The sequence below is a fragment of the Virgibacillus sp. L01 genome (assembly GCF_052246775.1).
Taxonomy (GTDB): domain Bacteria; phylum Bacillota; class Bacilli; order Bacillales; family Amphibacillaceae; genus Lentibacillus.
In genome coordinates this window covers 347,934-364,852 of the sequence record NZ_JBQQCP010000002.1, presented here as the reverse complement: position 1 = coordinate 364,852, position 16,919 = coordinate 347,934, and the positions used below count along the sequence as shown (strand labels likewise).

The 16,919-nt window shown below is 38.2% G+C and carries 22 protein-coding genes; 2 read left to right on the top strand and 20 right to left on the bottom strand.

Annotated features, from left to right (window positions below; translation table 11 throughout):
* Nucleotides 1-44: 44 nt before the first annotated feature.
* The 13 genes from ACTWQM_RS06940 to ACTWQM_RS06880 all read right to left on the bottom strand — a co-directional run bounded on the left by ACTWQM_RS06940 (nt 45) and on the right by ACTWQM_RS06880 (nt 9,317).
* Nucleotides 45-443 carry a VOC family protein gene (locus tag ACTWQM_RS06940; RefSeq protein WP_443257451.1) on the bottom strand — a complete coding sequence of 133 codons (399 nt, stop codon included), beginning with the start codon at nt 441-443 and terminating at the stop codon, nt 45-47.
* 219 nt (nt 444-662) lie between these two features.
* Nucleotides 663-1,289 (bottom strand): DJ-1/PfpI family protein, encoded by a 627-nt coding sequence (locus tag ACTWQM_RS06935; RefSeq protein WP_443257450.1) that lies wholly within the window; start codon nt 1,287-1,289, stop codon nt 663-665.
* 235 nt (nt 1,290-1,524) lie between these two features.
* Nucleotides 1,525-2,040, bottom strand: coding sequence for a DinB family protein (locus tag ACTWQM_RS06930; RefSeq protein WP_443257449.1), 516 nt, complete (start codon nt 2,038-2,040; stop codon nt 1,525-1,527).
* A gap of 175 nt (nt 2,041-2,215) precedes the next feature.
* On the bottom strand, nt 2,216-2,617 hold the full coding sequence (locus ACTWQM_RS06925; protein ID WP_443257448.1) for a DUF6157 family protein: 402 nt from the start codon (nt 2,615-2,617) through the stop codon (nt 2,216-2,218).
* A gap of 107 nt (nt 2,618-2,724) precedes the next feature.
* Nucleotides 2,725-3,264, bottom strand: coding sequence for a helix-turn-helix transcriptional regulator (locus ACTWQM_RS06920; RefSeq protein ID WP_443257447.1), 540 nt, complete (start codon nt 3,262-3,264; stop codon nt 2,725-2,727).
* Between the two features lie 12 nt (nt 3,265-3,276).
* Nucleotides 3,277-3,702 carry a helix-turn-helix transcriptional regulator gene (locus ACTWQM_RS06915; protein WP_443257446.1) on the bottom strand — a complete coding sequence of 142 codons (426 nt, stop codon included), beginning with the start codon at nt 3,700-3,702 and terminating at the stop codon, nt 3,277-3,279.
* Nucleotides 3,703-3,930: 228 nt separating this feature from the next.
* Nucleotides 3,931-4,284: a DUF2200 domain-containing protein gene (locus ACTWQM_RS06910; RefSeq protein ID WP_443257445.1), complete on the bottom strand. Its 354-nt coding sequence runs from the start codon at nt 4,282-4,284 to the stop codon at nt 3,931-3,933.
* 317 nt (nt 4,285-4,601) lie between these two features.
* Nucleotides 4,602-5,033, bottom strand: coding sequence for an SRPBCC domain-containing protein (locus tag ACTWQM_RS06905; protein WP_443257444.1), 432 nt, complete (start codon nt 5,031-5,033; stop codon nt 4,602-4,604).
* A 796-nt stretch (nt 5,034-5,829) separates the two neighbouring features.
* Nucleotides 5,830-6,180, bottom strand: coding sequence for a VOC family protein (locus ACTWQM_RS06900; RefSeq protein WP_443257443.1), 351 nt, complete (start codon nt 6,178-6,180; stop codon nt 5,830-5,832).
* Nucleotides 6,181-6,583: 403 nt separating this feature from the next.
* A complete protein-coding gene (locus tag ACTWQM_RS06895) occupies nt 6,584-7,156 on the bottom strand; it encodes a dihydrofolate reductase family protein (RefSeq protein WP_443257442.1) in 573 nt (190 codons plus the stop codon).
* An 81-nt stretch (nt 7,157-7,237) separates the two neighbouring features.
* The gene (locus ACTWQM_RS06890) at nt 7,238-8,074 is read right to left on the bottom strand and encodes a helix-turn-helix domain-containing protein (protein ID WP_443257441.1); all 837 of its coding nucleotides are present in this window, start codon (nt 8,072-8,074) and stop codon (nt 7,238-7,240) included.
* A gap of 446 nt (nt 8,075-8,520) precedes the next feature.
* Complete coding sequence (locus tag ACTWQM_RS06885; RefSeq protein ID WP_443257440.1) at nt 8,521-8,871, bottom strand: hypothetical protein; 351 nt, start codon at nt 8,869-8,871, stop codon at nt 8,521-8,523.
* A gap of 269 nt (nt 8,872-9,140) precedes the next feature.
* On the bottom strand, nt 9,141-9,317 hold the full coding sequence (locus ACTWQM_RS06880; protein WP_443257439.1) for a hypothetical protein: 177 nt from the start codon (nt 9,315-9,317) through the stop codon (nt 9,141-9,143).
* A gap of 423 nt (nt 9,318-9,740) precedes the next feature.
* On the opposite strand from ACTWQM_RS06880, the gene ACTWQM_RS06875 reads away from it, so the two are divergent.
* Both ACTWQM_RS06875 and ACTWQM_RS06870 read left to right on the top strand, forming a co-directional pair.
* On the top strand, nt 9,741-10,394 hold the full coding sequence (locus ACTWQM_RS06875) for a pyridoxine/pyridoxamine 5'-phosphate oxidase (RefSeq protein WP_443257438.1): 654 nt from the start codon (nt 9,741-9,743) through the stop codon (nt 10,392-10,394).
* Between the two features lie 48 nt (nt 10,395-10,442).
* The gene (locus tag ACTWQM_RS06870; protein ID WP_443257437.1) at nt 10,443-10,616 is read left to right on the top strand and encodes a hypothetical protein; all 174 of its coding nucleotides are present in this window, start codon (nt 10,443-10,445) and stop codon (nt 10,614-10,616) included.
* Between the two features lie 665 nt (nt 10,617-11,281).
* Here the strand turns inward: ACTWQM_RS06870 and ACTWQM_RS06865 are convergent.
* From ACTWQM_RS06865 to ACTWQM_RS06835, 7 genes are all read right to left on the bottom strand, one after another.
* A complete protein-coding gene (locus ACTWQM_RS06865) occupies nt 11,282-12,070 on the bottom strand; it encodes an HAD family hydrolase (RefSeq protein ID WP_443257436.1) in 789 nt (262 codons plus the stop codon).
* Between the two features lie 758 nt (nt 12,071-12,828).
* The gene (locus ACTWQM_RS06860; RefSeq protein ID WP_443257435.1) at nt 12,829-13,179 is read right to left on the bottom strand and encodes a VOC family protein; all 351 of its coding nucleotides are present in this window, start codon (nt 13,177-13,179) and stop codon (nt 12,829-12,831) included.
* 106 nt (nt 13,180-13,285) lie between these two features.
* Complete coding sequence (locus ACTWQM_RS06855) at nt 13,286-13,696, bottom strand: hypothetical protein (RefSeq protein ID WP_443257434.1); 411 nt, start codon at nt 13,694-13,696, stop codon at nt 13,286-13,288.
* A 126-nt stretch (nt 13,697-13,822) separates the two neighbouring features.
* Nucleotides 13,823-14,389 carry a GNAT family N-acetyltransferase gene (locus ACTWQM_RS06850; protein ID WP_443257433.1) on the bottom strand — a complete coding sequence of 189 codons (567 nt, stop codon included), beginning with the start codon at nt 14,387-14,389 and terminating at the stop codon, nt 13,823-13,825.
* A gap of 196 nt (nt 14,390-14,585) precedes the next feature.
* The gene (locus tag ACTWQM_RS06845) at nt 14,586-14,879 is read right to left on the bottom strand and encodes a VOC family protein (RefSeq protein ID WP_443257484.1); all 294 of its coding nucleotides are present in this window, start codon (nt 14,877-14,879) and stop codon (nt 14,586-14,588) included.
* A 453-nt stretch (nt 14,880-15,332) separates the two neighbouring features.
* Nucleotides 15,333-16,148: a nuclease-related domain-containing protein gene (locus tag ACTWQM_RS06840; protein ID WP_443257432.1), complete on the bottom strand. Its 816-nt coding sequence runs from the start codon at nt 16,146-16,148 to the stop codon at nt 15,333-15,335.
* A 138-nt stretch (nt 16,149-16,286) separates the two neighbouring features.
* Entirely contained in the window at nt 16,287-16,901 is a 615-nt protein-coding gene (locus ACTWQM_RS06835) for a DUF4352 domain-containing protein (protein ID WP_443257431.1), read from the bottom strand.
* Nucleotides 16,902-16,919: the final 18 nt, after the last annotated feature.

The following is a 16,919-nucleotide window of genomic DNA, read 5'->3' as shown; positions in this document are numbered from 1 at the left end:
TGAGATAAAGGCACGCCCTATGAAGGCAACTACACACTTACTTATTATTTGTCCCTACCAAGCATTGTATAGATTTCAATCACGTTTCCATCCGGATCACGAAAATGGGCAATCCTGGCGCCCCAATCTGTTCGATCATGAGGTGCGTTCACAAACATGATGTTCTTTTTGCGAAAATTGCTATAAGCCTTATCCACATCTTCCACCTTAAATTGAAACAAGAATGATGATTGTGTTTCTGCATCCACAGGCTTATGTTCTTCACCGACCCCTTCAGCCATCACGTTTCGTGGTAAAAGCTCAATTTTGGTTTCTCCCGTTTCAAAAAGAGCATACTCCATCTCTTCCTCATATAGGCTAATTGGCAATTCGAGCTGGTTTTTGTAAAACGAAACGCTTTTTCTAAAATCTTTGACCAAAAGTCTAATTTGCAGTAGTTTCAACTTCATCACCTTCCAAAAAAGTAAGATTATTCGATCGGCATTATTACCCTTAATCTGACGACCTTGTCTTACTATATAACAACTTCACTGACAACCACGGTCAGTCAAGTTCGGATTTTTGATATAAGCGCAGCCCATTCTTTAACAATGTGCTATTCCTTATTAAGGAATAGCGCCAGATGATTGAATAATAGTTTATTTCGAATATCACTAAGATATCTAATTTTCCAGAGTCTGCATTAAATCGTAGAAATATTTTGCATCCCCTGTATCAAAGTAGTTATACCACGCCTCAAGAGTATCCTTAGAAAAGACTTCTAAATCTTCTATTACTTTTTTAGCAAAAAGCAATCCTCCTGCGGAACTAGCAGTAATCAAATTACCATCCTTAATTGCTTTTAAATCCCTATAATATGACTCTCCTTTAAAGTTTGGACAAACCATCTTAAGATACTCAAGGCTATTGCTAGTGTGTATCCGTTTATCCAACACCTCGCCCCCTGCAAGTGCAGTTGTTGCTCCACAAATTGCAGCGACAGTTGCCCCACATTCTAATAATTCAGTTGCCTTATCAATAATTGGAATATGTTTAGAATCCCCCCAAGTATCTGCCCCCGGCAACAATAAAAGTGCTGATGAATCAATAATGATTTCGTCAACGGTTATATCAGGTGTAACTGTCATACCACCTTTTGTTGTTATACATTCATTTGTAGAGCAAACAGTTTTTACAGAAACAGAGTCACTCTGCTTTTTAAAGTATTGACCCGAATTAAGCTCAGCCGTCACATATCCAAGTTCCCAGTCTGATAATGTATCTAGTACGTAATTGTAAACGGTAATCATGATAGTCCCTCCATAATTTATTCAAATGGATAGATCCCTCTAGAAATCCTGCAAAATGTTTTATATTCATTGCACCATCATAATAAAACTTTTATCCTGACAGCCGTTGTCAAGATAATAAATAACATGGTATCCCATATGAATATGCATGCTGGCACTAAATTCCTTATTAGAAAAAGGCGCCCAAAAATCGACGCCCTAACTCCAGTAAAGAACACCTTTTTTAGCTGTATAACTAGTTCATCGCATTCTTTTCATACAGAAAATGGATATAATCTGTTGGGACGCTTGGGTGCCCCAATTGGCGAATCATAGCTGCCAAATTACCACGATGATACGTCCCATGATTGACAACATGCTGGACCAAATCGGAAAGTTGTGTTTCCAATTGACCAAAATGTGGATGTTCGGGAGCCATGGGTCTGTCAAGATCATCCTCGCTGTTAAGAAACTCTTTATAGCGTTCAGACAGCTCTGTAAACATGACTTCAAGCTCCTCGAGATTTTTACCTTTCGTTGCTTCAGCAGCTTTAACGACGGAAGACTGAATTTGATCAAAATTGCCTTCGTGCATAGCACCGATCCAAATGGTATCAGTGATGTAAATGTGGGAGAGCGTTTCTGCAATTGAAGGAAAAACACTTTGAATTTCCTGTGAATAAATTTCTTCAGGTAACTCTTTTAAACGTCCGAAAAATTTGTTGTTTGCCCAAACGTGATAATCATACAGCTGTAATGTTTGATGTTTCATTTGAAATTCCTCCTTGTTTATTCACTTTTCTCCGGGAATGTTACAATCATAAAACAATACCCCTGACAATTGCTGTCAGGGGATTCACAAAATTACTAATCACCGCACTTTTTTTACTATTCCGTTCGGAAGAAGCCGTTCCATTTGAGGTTATTCTATAATTGACGATGGCACTTCATTTATTTTTAGACTTCATCGCCTTGACCTTATTGATTTCATCCTGCTGTTTAAGCTTCCGGTATCTCTCCGATTCAACTGGAACCATTTCAGTCTTGCCATTCGCATCAAAGTAAATTCCCCAGCCAAAACGTTTCGGTAGAGAAGAAGCCCGCATACAAGCACGGCTTTTCTCTAAAAAGTGCACCTTTTCTCCGTCACGGTTTACTTCTGGAATCTCTTTGTGTATCATATGTACCTCAAATTGTAACTCATCTTGTGTATAATAGCCCGGGTTCTCATGAAGCAGCGCATATTCAATTTCAGATATTGTCCTCTTTTTTCTATTAGATATAGGTATTTTACTAGCCTGTACAGGGCTATCATCAGAAATTAATATAAATGTACTGAAATAATTCATAGTATCTCCTCCATCTACTTGAAATTCCTACTGCCAGCTCTAATTTATAAATTGCCTTCTTTTCAAAAGTGACTCGGAATTCCTATATTATAGAAGCAACTTACCTCTCAACTTTCGTCAAGGTGCTCACTTGTTTCATAATATTTTGCAAGTTGTCGGGCCTTTTCTGCCATCTTATTCCTTAACGACTTTGGTTCCAATACTTGAATACCTGTTCCAAACGAAAGAAGGAACGCAGGCAATTTATTTTCTATCCGTTCAACGTTGATTTTGAAATGGGCCTCTTCATCTCCTCGTTCCATCAGGCAATGGTGCATATTTTGGCACAGATAATCCATAACCTCAGGTTTCCCGCGAACATGGACCATAGTAGTTGGCTCTTTTGCTTCCCAATCAAAGCTCCACTGATTTTTTAAATACTTGCTCGCCGAAAAATTGTCTGGTCGTTCAAAAAATAAACCAGAATATGACAGGTAGCTGATCCGATCTATACGAAACGTACGCAGTTCTTGTCTCAGGTGACAAAAGGCGACCACATACCAATAATTTTGTCGGTACACCAATCCATATGGATCAATCCGACGTTCAACAGCTCCTTCACCCTTCCGTTTATCATAGGATATATCAATGGTTTGACCCTCTGCCACGGTTTGTTCAAGCTACTTAAGCCAACGGTGCATCGATTCATCATGTTGTGAAAACATGACATCAAAACCACTCATGTGACGATCCAAATAGGCCTTCTGTTTGTAGTTCAAATTCTGTTGGATTTTTTCAAGGGCATGGCCTAAATCCGTTTCATACGGATACCCTGCTCCCCGTGCAAATGAGGCGGCGTGAAAAAGACTTTTCAATTCATTAAGATTAAAAAACAGCGGTGCTTCCCGAAAACTTTTCGGCAAATGATAGCCCCCGTCATGTCCCGAGTCCGCTACAATGGGCACCCCGCTTGCACAAAGTGCATCAATATAACGATAAACCGTCCGAACACTAATTTCCAATCTCTCAGAAAGTTGTTCCGCCGTCATGCTGTTTCTTGATCTTAACAGCCAAACGATAGCTAGCATATTGTCCCATTTTGCCAAGAAAATTCTCTCCTTATAAGTGTAAAATATCCTAGTTCCAACATACATAATTACTTGGGATATTTAAATCATTTGTTAATTGTGAAAGAATTTATCTTTCATACCTTAAATTTGTCGTCTACTCAGTCATGGTGTTTATTCAACGATCTGGCCCGGTTTCGCATCCAACTTACAAAAAGCACCGATTCTTTTATATTTTATATATAGAATCAGTGTTTCTCGCTATAATTATTGGTTTCGCAAAATCTTCTCCATCGCTTTTCCCTTTGCTAACTCATCGATCAGCTTGACCAGATAGCGAATTTCCTGCATGGTTGGTTCTTCGATGTCTTCCACTCGGACACCGCAGATCACACCTTTGATCAAAGTCCGTGAAGAATTCAGTTGGGGTGCTTTCGCAAAGAAGGTCTCAAAGTCTGTCTCTTTTTCCAGTTGCTCTTCTAACTCTTCCTGGCTATACCCTGTCAACCAACGGATGATTTCATCGACTTCGGTTTTCGTACGTCCTTTTTTCTCCGCCTTCGTAACATAATGAGGGTAGACATTTGCGACACTCATTGTATAGATCTTATGTTTGGTCATGATACATCCTCCCTTGCATGTATTTTTGCTTAATTGTTTCTTTAATTATACCATTCAAAAGCTATTTTGATTTCTCTTGTATAGCTATCTTTATTTTGTGTAAAAGGCATTTGATTCACATTTTGATGGTATCTTGAGCCTAGTAGAATCTACTTCATGTGCCATGTTTGCCTCTGAGCCGTTATCTGAAATTAATGTGTGTTTCATCTATCTGAGTAGTTTATCTTCTTTTCATCAGAACGTTGAACTTTTTTGTTGTTACAACATAAGATGAGTTATGACAAATCAAAATTATTACTGTCTATAGACACAACATTTTACTGTTCAGCATGCTTTCGCAATACTTCCAGTTGGTACTTCCATCCCTCGACATTCCCTTTTAAAAATTTACCTTTCTCTTCTTCAGAAACAGTGAGGCTGGAAAATCCACTTTCAACTACACGAAGCCTTGAGTCCCCATCCATTTCTTTCAACATAAACTCAATAAATGTAGAGTTACCTTCTCTTGGTTCCTCACCGGGAAATGAACTTGCCCATCGACAGGCAAGGTAATTCAGCGGATCAACCTTCTCGATTAATACCGGGAATTTACCGTACTTTGTATCTGCTATCACACGTAATCCATCAACCTGTACCTTGTCGGGGCCCGGTGCATCGCCCACCCACCATGCTGGCTGGCTTATCAACTCCCATACCGTTTGAACAGATGCATTAATAAAAATCTCTCGTTTAATACGATCATTATCCATGACTTCTCCTCCTAACTATAATACGTGCAACAAATGATAACGTCATAAAAGCAAAGGTGGTGCTAGTCATATTCCATTCTTGCTCCCTTCTTGAATAGTATTTCTTACGGAACAATGATTTGTACTAAAGTTGTTCATTTGTCATGCCCATTTAAAAAGGACTTCAGTAATTATAGTATAGATGTTTCAATATGTTATAAAAAATAGACTGGCTTTGCATGAGGGTTTTGTAGCACTGTCGATCTGCCGTTAGTCCTCATTGGGAGACTTCCTGGAGGAGGTGTTTGCCTATGGATATTGTTAGTGCGCTAACGCTAATGATATCCTTTGGGATGTTAGTTGCGTTTTTCGTTTCTGATAATAACCACAAAAAATAATCCTTCATGCACTCTAGCAGTATGTGAGGGGTTATCTTTCTCTACCTACCCCTCAACATCATTTATTAACCTGCATCAGACAGAATTTATTTTTTGTATCACGTATCAAAAATGCCTTCCTATTTGATAGGAAGTATTCCTCAAGTCTTTTTTGGCTGTTTCGTCAACTACCATTATACAAGACTTGGTGAGGTACTTCCTTCTTTGTATCTCAAACTTATTGGAGCGCAACGGCTATGAATTATGAAAATAACTCTATTAAGTGTTAATTAAATTCTATTGTACAACATTCAATTAGGTACACTTGTGTTCTGCACATTATTGTAGATTTTATATAGCTGAACTTCTTCCATCACACCCTTTTCATGCAAAAAAGGAGCAGTGTCTTACTCCGGAAATGATCCTGTTAACGCATTCATTCAAATATGTATTAAAATATTGATAAGTTTCCCGAACGGATCCCTAACGTAAAAACGCCGCACACCCCATGGCTCGTTGGCTGGCCCATACTCAATGGGAATTTTTCCCTTTTTTATCCGGGCTAGTGCACTATCAAGATCATCAACTTCAATTGATAAATCAGGTACCGGTGTCCCGGAGCCACCTTCTGAAAGGAAATTAATTTGAGTGTCCATTTTCTCTTGAGAGCCGTAAGTTGCGAGAAATTCCAAATTCATTAATTGATCAAGTCCAAGTACTTCCTCGTAAAAGTACCTTGCTTTCTTAATATCCTGTGTTTCCACATTGGCAACAATTCGTTTCACTTTCATTATTATCACCTCCCAGTTGCTATTAATTTCTACAATCACAACAAATAATCCTTGTTAAAATTCGAATTTCCCTTGAAAGTCTTATTTTAATAGATGGCGTTTAAATGAAAAATGAGCGCTGATCTTTATTTCAAAAAAGCGCCCGATTGTTGAATATCCTTTTTCTATTGAATAGTATATTTGTACTGTGAAGCACATGACTCTAATATTTTTTCCTCTTTCTAATTCAACATAAGACTCCCCATACACCAATTAATATGCAATAAAAAAGAGCATTCCACCTTTTTTAAGAATGCCCCCGTTAATTATCTGTAATATAACTTTATTTTTTTGATGTACTATTTTAATATGCCTTCGTGAGCTCTCGTCTACCAGAGGCGATGTTCTACCAGCATACCGAGAACTATTCAGCAGCAGCGTAGTGAAGCAGTACGTTGCCAGAAGCAAAGCTATTGGCTTTGAGGAAAGTAAGCTTGTTTTGATGTACCTCTTTGAAAAGTGGCTTTCCTCCGCTAGCAATAACTGGTGTCAGGATGAAGACATATTCGTCTATCAGACTGGCATTAGTTAGCTGCTGCACTATGGTGCCACTACCCATAATGAGAATGTCTAATCCATCTTTTTCCTTCAGTTTCTTCACAACTTCAGTTATATCTCCACTATAAAATTCAGTGTTCTCCCACTCGGACATCTTCATCGTTTCCGAAAAAACAATTTTCTTCATGTCGGTCAGCTCTTGCGCCAACGCCTTCATTTCTTTTGGGGCGTTCGGGTCACGAAGAACTGGCGGCCATGAAGCCTCGAACAACTCAAAAGTAGCCTTGCCTGCTATAAGCGTATCTGCCTTCACCAACTCGTGAGTAGTTTTATCAACATCGTTGTCTTGGACGAACCAGTCCATCCCTCCAGTCATTTCATTAAGACTAGCAAAATAGCCATCAATAGAAACTCGATTAATCATTTTAACTTTACGCATCGTAATGCTCCTTCCTTTATATTTTACATTCCCATTATAATTGGAAGGAGTAATATAAAATTGTAAAAAGCCGTCATTTAGCTATAAATACGATGAACCTGCCTCATCGCTCTGGAATTCACTTACTTTATTCGTAATGCTTTTCGGTGTAACCCAGGAAAACGCTTTGATGTCGCGAATAAAATGCGATTGATCGTAAAAGTTAAGCGCGTAAGCAATATCTGAAAATCGTTCGTACTGCCCTGTAGCCATCATCCTCAGTGCCTCATTCACTCGCTTTATTCGAATGTACAACTGTGGTGACATACCAACGACTCGGGCAAAACGCTTCTGGAATTGACGCTCCGAAATATGAAATGCCGACAATAAATCTTTCACTTTAACAGTTGAAATGTGTAAACGAATAAAACTCAGCGCCTGCTCGATTAGTTCATCCCTTTTATTCGTTTGCTCCAGCTTTGTAATAAGGAATTCGCCGAGCATAGTAATTCGTTCGGCATTGGTTTTGATGTCTAAAAGTTGCTTCTCAAGCTCTTTTGCGCCAAATTGGTCGGGATTTAGAAAACCTTGGTTGAGCGAGGAAGCATCCATACCAAACAGCGTATAAAGCGCGTGAGACTTGAAGACCACTTGTATTGTCGTGTACGGCTTGTTTCTGAAGTGCATGACACTCGGATCCGAACCTTGTCCATGTAGAAACAATATTGGGATATTCGAAATTTGTGCTGATCGGGTCGTAATACATTCTATAGCAGCTGAAGCATCGGTAGAAAGCTGAAATACGATACCAGGAAGGCCATTCGGACACACTTTAACATCCAGTGCTTCACTACTAGTGTGCGAGGCAATCCGAAGGCATTCAATATCGCGTCTTAATAACTTTGGTGGCGGCAAGACTGTAAAGTTTATGGATCTCATAACCTGCTAAAACCTCCGTCTAAAAGTAGTTGTTGATTCCTATGGGTACAGGCTGATACACGCTTCAAACCTCCATATTCAAGGTAGCTTAGGCTCTACCATAATAGTCTTGTATTCGACGAAACATAGGATAAACCCTTTTACTACTGAAACTTTGATTAATTAGAAAACACCAAATATCAGGTCGTTGATTAATGGATCTTCTTCAAAAAAAACCACACTTTTACTTTAAGTACATTCTTTTCACAAAGTCACCTTTAAAGAAGACGTTTACTGCGCAGTATTGGTCTAATACGTAATACAAGAGTTACTCTACAGTCTGTCCCAGTATATAAAGAAAAGCAACCATTTATTCAATGATTGCTCCCGATTGTGGCAAAGTCAATTAAGTTCTTCAGCCAATGGAATAAGGTAAACCAAAGAAGTTAAGAGATAAAAAGAAGAATTTAACCGTGCTTTCTCGTTTCAAATTCTTCAGTTACTTGTACGACTGGCTCATCCCAAGGGTGATTAGGGTAAATACCTTCTTCAATTACTTTTGATAATAAATTTTTATCTCTTGGAATGGAAAATTCTATTTTAAAAGATGTTACTTGCTTCCTCTCCCCTATACTACCCTCTGTTGGCACAGAATTTTCTGAAGGGACGAATTGTTCTATTCCATCATTGGAATGCCACGCTACGTTCTTGTAGTTTCCATAAATTAAACTATCAACACTTAACACACCTTCAATTACTCTATCCACAGATTCTGGAACCACATAAGTATTAATTCTGTATATTGGTATTAATTTCATAATTCTTTTCCCCCTCTTTTCGATATAACCTTTTACCACAGTTTCGCTACATATATGCTGGCCAACTGAATTCCATAAGTAATTTAATTTTTACAAGGCGTTACTTAATTATATGGCCCGATTGTTGAAAGATCAGCCTTGTAGTTAATCTAAAATCATTAGAAAATTTAGCTTATCGCCAAGCCTCAGTTGCACTTGTGCAGTAAGAAAGGATTTATACTTTCTTAACTGCTAAATCAATCAACTTTAATGTAAATTTAAAATAAGGTTTAATTAAAACTAACCGGCCTGACCAGGATTTCATTTACATTCACATAATCAGGCTGCGTTATGGCATAAACAACTGTCCTTGCAATATCAGCTTGTTCGAGGTTTTTCCGGTCACTGTCAAACGGACTTTCCGAACTCAGTGGCTTATCAACCATGCCTGGTGAAATATTGGACACGCGGACGCTATATTGACGAGTTCCTTTTCCAAACCTGTGGAAATTGCGCGAACGGCAAACTTTGTCGCACAGTATAATGTGAGCCTCTTGGTTACTTCAAGGACTGCATCAGAAGAGATATTACGATATGACCACTTGACTTTTTCAGCATATCAGGCAAAACAGAATGATTTCCGTATAGTGCCCCCTTAAATATTGATATCAATCATCTCTGCCATACGATATACTTACTTAATTTAATCGTATTGTAGCACATTTTGAAAGGGTATCTTTTTTCCATGTATTCAAGAATTTATCCGTGATTTTTAATACAGTAGCATTACAGCTGCTATTTACCTTTAAAATAATGATAAAGTTGATTCATGATATTAAATCTTTTATGTTAAAAAAAGATGCTAGATTAATAATGAAAGGAGGAGAATTATGAAGCAAGCAAAGGATTTATTAAGCAATTTAAAATCATTGGCCGGTCCATTACCAGATTTTCATCCAAACGAGATAACGGACAATCCGTCAGATTTGTTTTTTCAATGGCTAAACGTGGCAATTGAAGAAGGAGTTCGCGAACCTCATGCAATGACACTATCCACTGTCGATGCGGAAGGAGCTCCTGACGCCAGAGTATTAATCTTGAAAGATGTAACCCGTGACAGGTGGTATTTTGCAACATCACTGGCAAGCCGAAAAGGAGAACAGCTGCAAGTAAACCAGAAAGTCGCCTTAACTTTTTATTGGTCTGAAATAGGCAGGCAGGTTCGAATACGTGGAGTCGCTTCCGAAATGACAAAAGAGAGAAATACTGAGGATTTTTTGAAGAGGTCGAGTGCAGCTCAGGCAATGGCACTAATCGGAAATCAGAGTAAAACATTGGATAGACGAGAAGATTTAGAGAGTGAACTGTTAAAAACGAAAGACTTGGTAAATCAAACCCCTAAAACAATAAGTCCCAACTGGAAGCTTTTTGCTGTCCTTGCTGATGAAATCGAATTCTGGCAAGGTGATCCAGACCGTAAACACATGCGGGTACAATACCAGCGTAACGGTGAGCAATGGAGGCATCGTTTGCTGTGGCCCTGAGTACCTGAACAGAATACTATCACAAAAACGGAGCGTTTGAAATCCGCATTGAACCAGCTTCCGCCAAAATGGTATGCACACGGATCAGCCATGGCCAATACCCTGCAGCAAATGTCTGCATCGATTGGTACTGCTATATTGGTAACACTTGTTTCCATGGGGAGAAAAAGCTTTGAACCAGAAGCACTCGCCACAAATGAGGTGATCGGCCAGCAAACATAAGTGGTTGGATTTTGAATGGGCGGTTTATGGGCAGTACTTTCCTTGCATTCGCCGCCTTATATTGGCACTGTTTCTTCATCCGCCAAAAAAAGAAAATGAGATTGTGCGGCAAATTCATGGGGAAGATGCCAGTATGAGGTAACAACTATAATCAAAAGTGCCTGTCGCCTGGAACGATTTGGATCGTTTCAGGGAGCAGGCACTGCTTTTGGTAAAAATTTTAACCTTGCAAAGGAGTCTAACCCCATTTCTCATCTTCAAAATAAAAACTTCACAAAAATTCATTAGCTGATTTCAGCCATTAAAATGGACCACTTTTGTCACGTTTTTTACCAGCGATTGTCGCAATTATTATCAAGGGTAACATCAAGGAAGTGCGGATTTACAAAGTTAGGTAATTTGGAAGATAATAGAAGCTAATTTTATCACTGTTTTACTGAGCAATTAGCCTTCCTTTATTCAATAATAACTGCCGGATAGCTTAACAAAGAATCTAATACAAATGGTATGATAATTAGCAATATAGAATTCAAAGCACGACAATTAGATCGATGTGGTTCGGTTTGGGGGGGAATGATTGAAGGTACAAAGAGGACCACCTATATGGGAATGATCATCTGATAAACGATTTCTTCACGTTTATCGCTTCTTAGTTCAGTAACACCTCAGACAGCAAATGACTGAACGAGGTATTTTTCAATAAATTCAGCCAGACCATCCTGTTCATGATGACCGGTTGTAACATCTGCGGCTGCTTTCACTTCTTGGTCAGCATTCGCCATTGCGGCGCTGATTCCGGCATAACGCAGCATTTGAATATCGTTCGGGCCGTCACCGATGGTTGCTGTTTCTTCCGGATTAATGCCAAAAGCTCTAATTAGCACTTGAATGGCAGCCCATTTGGAAACACCGGGGGCAACTATCTCAAACCCGTCTTTCCAGTCAATGACATCCGCTGCATCACTAAATAAATGTGACATATGCGAACCATGGCTGCCTGTTCTTACACTGTATTTCAGCACATTCCGGTAATCTACATGCCGCAGGTCGCCGATATACCTTGGCGGAACCTTACCTTCCCTGGTCCACTCATCAACCTCCTTGCACGTCTTGTTGCAATAGAGACCGTCGGTTGTGTGCACAATGATATTGCACGGAATTTCATTCGTTACACGATGAAAATGCGCCTCATCCAGTACAACCGGATTCATCTGGGCAACCCTTCCCGTGAATCCATCATGAATGGAAGCACCATTCAGGCAGATCATCGGCGCTTTCAAGCCAAGCAGACTATGGTATGGTGCTGTGATCTCATATTGACGCCCTGTCGCCAGAAAAACTTTAACACCCTGATTTGTTAATCTGTTGATCGTTTCCGCATTGCGTTGTGAAATCTCATTTGATGACGTCAGCAATGTTCCATCCATATCAATGAACAATGCACGTATATTCATTTTTTTCCTCCTCCCTATTACACATCAACCATATCACCTAAATGTAAAGTGTACATTAACTGTGTGTAATGATTTGATGAAGACTTGAGGGAGGAGTGTGATATGATATAAACCATCGATGCTTGTAGTACGGATTGTGGTGCTAAACCTTGGCAGGTGGTTCTTCCGACTGCAAACATACACCCTGTATTTTAGCATATTATCGACAAATGAAAGCTAAAGCCTTTGAGGATTTCTGTACTCCGTCTCATAAACACCGGTATGATCAAAAGAGGTACTTCTCCTTCCTTCTCCAAAGACAACATATTATTGCTTTTACTCATTGGCGCAACAACCATAGATGCAGGAGACTCAGACTTCAATGAATATACCAACTAAACAAACATCAAAACAATGGTCTATACTATTAGGTGTGGAAGTTGAATCTGCGGAGGTTTATATGTTTAGAAATGATCCTAACTCTACAACAATGTATTCACTTTTTAGTTGTCCTAATGGTAAGGATTGCAAAGCGAGCATGAGTTTAGATCGGGGTAAGTCCGTACTTTTAAAACCTTTATTTTTGCTGAAAAATATACAGAATTAGAAGTAGTAATCATTTGGACCGAAAAAGGTAGCAAGCGCAGAACCCTAAAGGAAACATTTTTACATTTACTAAATAACCTTTTACTTCAACTCAGCGGTTTATATGGGTGCTTACCCTTATTAAAGGAAGGCGCCCTTTCTGGAATAAAGTTATTATCATTTATTGACTTATATTAAAGTTCCTGATATAAGCCAATCCTATTTCCATAAGGATCTTCAAAAGAACACCAAGCTGCTGGCACACCTTCTCTGGTATTAACACTTTCTATCTCTGTGCTCAAAACTTCCATAAGCCGTTCTCTTTCATTCTCAATATCTTCTACGCCTAACCTCAACGGACCATTTCCATTTGTCGGTTCACCTTTAGCAACCTGAAGCCAAGTGTTGGGAACGATCTCCCACTCTGCAAAATCCCCGTGTGGTATGAAGTCAGGTTGTCTGTTAAAAAGCTTTTCATACCACTTTATTCCTACTTCATAATCAGCTATTCTTACTTGAAATGTTACACCAGTATTCTTCTCCAATTGCAAATTCCTCCCTATGACATTAAAATGCTCTAATATAATACTACTACGACAGACTCCCAGCTGGACCTTTATATGCGCCTTTGAATACATTCCAAAAAGACAACTAAATTGAAATACTCGGCCCTTTTTCCTCATACCACCGGAGCATTCTCCATTCTCCATCTGACTCTTTACGCCATACCTCAAGAGATAAAGCCCGAACTGTTTTTTCTTGATTTTGATGCGTAATTTCATATGAAACAGCTGCCTGTGTTTCAGATTGGGGAACAATATTTAAGGCAGAGTAAATAAACTTAATGTGTTTCCCTTTATAATGTAATGCCGCACCTTTGTTTCCCTCTTTAATTTGTTCCGCATTGAATAATTTTACTTGATCCTTATCAGGCATATAAAGATACCCCTGGAATTCCTTAGAATAATATTTATTCATTTCATTAAAGCTACCATTTGAGAAGTTTTCATGTAATTCTCGCATTCGATAAACTCGAGTTGCTATTTCATTTTCAATACTCATTAGTTACCTCCTATGAAAATAGACTGCCAGTTTCACTTTTTAAAAAAGATCAGATATAAATACTATTTCGACAGTCAATAGAAGACTCCTGCTTATTCGATTAGCGCACCCGATTGCTGATGATCATTATTTTAATGAGTTTTTTCTTTTCAGCCAACTTTCTTTTGTCAGTTTCATATTGATAGAATCTATCCATTCTCCTTCAAATTCTAGATCGTATTTATCAATATTTTCTATTTCAAAGCCAACCTTTTCATAAACATACTTGGCCCTTGGATTAAAATCAAAAACACTTAAAGTAAGTTGGTTAAGTGTAGTGTTGTTAAATATATAATCAATTATAAGTTGAGTTGTTTCAGTTCCTAACCCACGATTTCTTCCCCTTGGTCCAATAAGTATCCTAAAATTCATGCTATGATTTTTTTCATCGTATAAATTGACCACTACCTCTCCCACTAGTAAGCCCTGGGATTGGTCAACAATAGCAAGATCCAAGCGATCAGTTTGTTCATTTCTTGTATTGTACCATTGGAGAATTGATTCTCTATTAAACCCCGAACTGCTTCCTGTCAATTTTAATACTTCGGGATCCTTTAAGCATTCTTCTATAAAAGGAAAGTCTTCATCCTTAAAAGGTCTAAGAACAATTTTTTCCCCTTCTATTAGTGGTTTATGACCTAGATATAATACCATTTCTTTTCACACTCCATTAACTCAATTTAACATTTACCTGGATTAATTGGTACGTAACGTAATACTATGTGTTCCCCAACAATACGGTCCAATTAATGAGGGTGCCATTATTCTATGATGGCGCCCGTTTTCGGAACATGGTTTTCTATCACCAGTACTGCAATATATAATTCCTTATAATATTAAAACGGGAAACCTATTCCTGCCCGAAACCAAGTTCGTTACCATCCAAATCTTTAATAGTAAATTTCCGACTGCCATATGGAGTATTGAACAATTCCTCAACTACTTCAACTTTATGTTTAATCTCTTCCCAAAAAGCATCAATATTTTCTACCTTAAAATTAAATCGCCCACGCGAAGGGAATTCATCATGTTCTATAATGGAAAACGTTGCCCCTTTATCAAATTCAAAATGAGCATAATTCGAATTTTCATGTGGCCAATAACCAGTTACCTTTAACCCCAAGGTCTCCTCATACCATTGAATAAGACATTCGCCCTTACGTGTTCCAAATAAATATTCAAAACAATCCCCCTCGTTAATTAATCTCTTTGTTCTGTATTGCTGCCTATTAACTTAGAATAATTATGTCAAAATTTCGTTATTTATACAATGAATTATTCCACAAAATAGCCCGATTGCGGAAAACTGATCTTATTGAAAGCCAATCAAATTTGCTATAACAAGGATAACATTTTAGATTCCAAAAACTATGATTTTAATCTTCAGTCATCCAGAAGGTAAAGTGGAAAAAAACTAATCCAAGGATGGTACGTTTCATTGCTGTAATCATTAACATTTAATTTAATTAAATCATCATTATAATAGTTAATATACAAGGGTTGAAGACTACGAAAGGACGATGATTTTTAAGTAGAAGAGCCTATCACTCGGAAGTATTCAGAGTAGTTCCAGGTGACGGCCACTATTTTGTAAATCTTACCGACTTCTTTGATGATCATAGCAATAAACTTTCCCACCGAACTTTTTATTCGCCATACAATAATTCTTAACCTTTTGTGAAACAGGTTTACTGCAGACAATGCATTTAGCAGCAGCTGATTTATTTGTGCTGTTCTTCTCTTTTAAACTTTTATTATGCTGGTCCCTTATCGTTGGATCTGTAATGTTTGATTTAGATAATGTATTGTATACTTGCTCAATATCCGCCTCTGTTAACAAAGGCTCTTTATGCTTCAATTTAGTAATAGCTACTTTTCTATTGATCGTTTCTGTTAGATAAATATCATAGATGACTATTTCATCTGCTGAGATTTCTCTTAAGTCCATGTCGATTTTCAGCTTACAGCGTTTTGTGAATGATATAAGCGAAATAAAATTAGAATGAAATTTCTTATCTACTATCGTTTTCAGCGCTTGAATATGGCCATAGTTCTGAATAACCGGGTTTATCATTTTAAACTTTCCATTGATAAGCCACTGTTTTCGGTTTCTTCCACCATATATCGTACCCTGGTAATTCTTTGTCTCAATAACAAAAATGCCATATGGCGTTAGTACAAGATGGTCAATCTGTGAATAGCCGGATGCCGATTTTTTATTTTTGATCATTATATCATTAAGATACATGTACTCTTCTGGGAACTGTGACAGCTGAATATCAATCTTATACTCGCCAATCTCCCCTTTTCTTCCTGCTACCACTTCATTATTTTTCTTATTACTAGTTTGTTCTTTCTTTGGTTTTGATTGAGGTTTCTCCTTTTTCTTAAACAGACCAAGCAAACGAATCATTCCCCTAAAATTTATTTACTTCTATTATCGGATTGTAAAGGAATGATGTTAATTGTTCCTATATAAAAAGGGATAAACCCACACTTAGATTTATCCCACTCAACACAGCCTCCCAACAGGAATAGCCGTATCCAATTTTTACTTCAGACTAATCTCAATGCTTTCTGTGCCAAAGAATCCTGTCTGACTGTGCAGCACTGAATCTTTTAGTTTCAGATCCTTCGATACTTCAAAGACAACCTTACCTGATTTGCTTAGACCTGGATTTATTTGTGTCAGGAAAAAGTCTCCCATACTATCGCCCATCGCCATCATAACCTGGCCATCCGTAATAGGCTCATATGTTGTTCCGTCAGCTGACTTGATTTTAAAATAACTGGAGTCAATTGTCAGGGGTTCTTTTTGGTCATTTTTAACCGTCACATCGAGAATAACAAATTTGCCACTTGTTGTAGCATTCTCAACAAATTCATTTCCACTGTCAATTTTATCCGGAGTTTTTACATTATCAACTGTAAAACCTACATTTGAAACGGTAGCTGTTTCCCCAACGCCTGCCTTCTTGACCTTTTCTTTTTCACTTTTATCTTTTTCCTGGCCATTATTGTCAGAAGTCTCTTCCTGTTTCGCATCACCGCTATCTCCTGATGCAGTATCCGGTGAATCATCACCACCTGAAAATAGTGCTATAATAATACCTAAAACGACAACTGCCCCAATAGCAGTTAAACATCCAGTAAATAATTTCTTCATTTTAATTGCCCCCTTACT

What these genes read in the sequence shown, in the direction of transcription:
- ACTWQM_RS06840 (WP_443257432.1), bottom strand. Translation starts at nt 16,148, where the DNA reads ATGATTCGTTTGCTTGGTCTGTTTAAGAAAAAGGAGAAACCTCAATCA.
- ACTWQM_RS06895 (WP_443257442.1), bottom strand. Translation starts at nt 7,156, where the DNA reads ATGCGTAAAGTTAAAATGATTAATCGAGTTTCTATTGATGGCTATTTT.
- ACTWQM_RS06865 (WP_443257436.1), bottom strand. Translation starts at nt 12,070, where the DNA reads ATGAATATACGTGCATTGTTCATTGATATGGATGGAACATTGCTGACG.
- ACTWQM_RS06835 (WP_443257431.1), bottom strand. Translation starts at nt 16,901, where the DNA reads ATGAAGAAATTATTTACTGGATGTTTAACTGCTATTGGGGCAGTTGTC.
- ACTWQM_RS06890 (WP_443257441.1), bottom strand. Translation starts at nt 8,074, where the DNA reads ATGAGATCCATAAACTTTACAGTCTTGCCGCCACCAAAGTTATTAAGA.
- ACTWQM_RS06885 (WP_443257440.1), bottom strand. Translation starts at nt 8,871, where the DNA reads ATGAAATTAATACCAATATACAGAATTAATACTTATGTGGTTCCAGAA.
- ACTWQM_RS06930 (WP_443257449.1), bottom strand. Translation starts at nt 2,040, where the DNA reads ATGAAACATCAAACATTACAGCTGTATGATTATCACGTTTGGGCAAAC.
- ACTWQM_RS06855 (WP_443257434.1), bottom strand. Translation starts at nt 13,696, where the DNA reads ATGAGTATTGAAAATGAAATAGCAACTCGAGTTTATCGAATGCGAGAA.
- ACTWQM_RS06850 (WP_443257433.1), bottom strand. Translation starts at nt 14,389, where the DNA reads ATGGTATTATATCTAGGTCATAAACCACTAATAGAAGGGGAAAAAATT.
- ACTWQM_RS06875 (WP_443257438.1), top strand. Translation starts at nt 9,741, where the DNA reads ATGAAGCAAGCAAAGGATTTATTAAGCAATTTAAAATCATTGGCCGGT.
- ACTWQM_RS06910 (WP_443257445.1), bottom strand. Translation starts at nt 4,284, where the DNA reads ATGACCAAACATAAGATCTATACAATGAGTGTCGCAAATGTCTACCCT.
- ACTWQM_RS06905 (WP_443257444.1), bottom strand. Translation starts at nt 5,033, where the DNA reads ATGGATAATGATCGTATTAAACGAGAGATTTTTATTAATGCATCTGTT.
- ACTWQM_RS06900 (WP_443257443.1), bottom strand. Translation starts at nt 6,180, where the DNA reads ATGAAAGTGAAACGAATTGTTGCCAATGTGGAAACACAGGATATTAAG.
- ACTWQM_RS06935 (WP_443257450.1), bottom strand. Translation starts at nt 1,289, where the DNA reads ATGATTACCGTTTACAATTACGTACTAGATACATTATCAGACTGGGAA.
- ACTWQM_RS06925 (WP_443257448.1), bottom strand. Translation starts at nt 2,617, where the DNA reads ATGAATTATTTCAGTACATTTATATTAATTTCTGATGATAGCCCTGTA.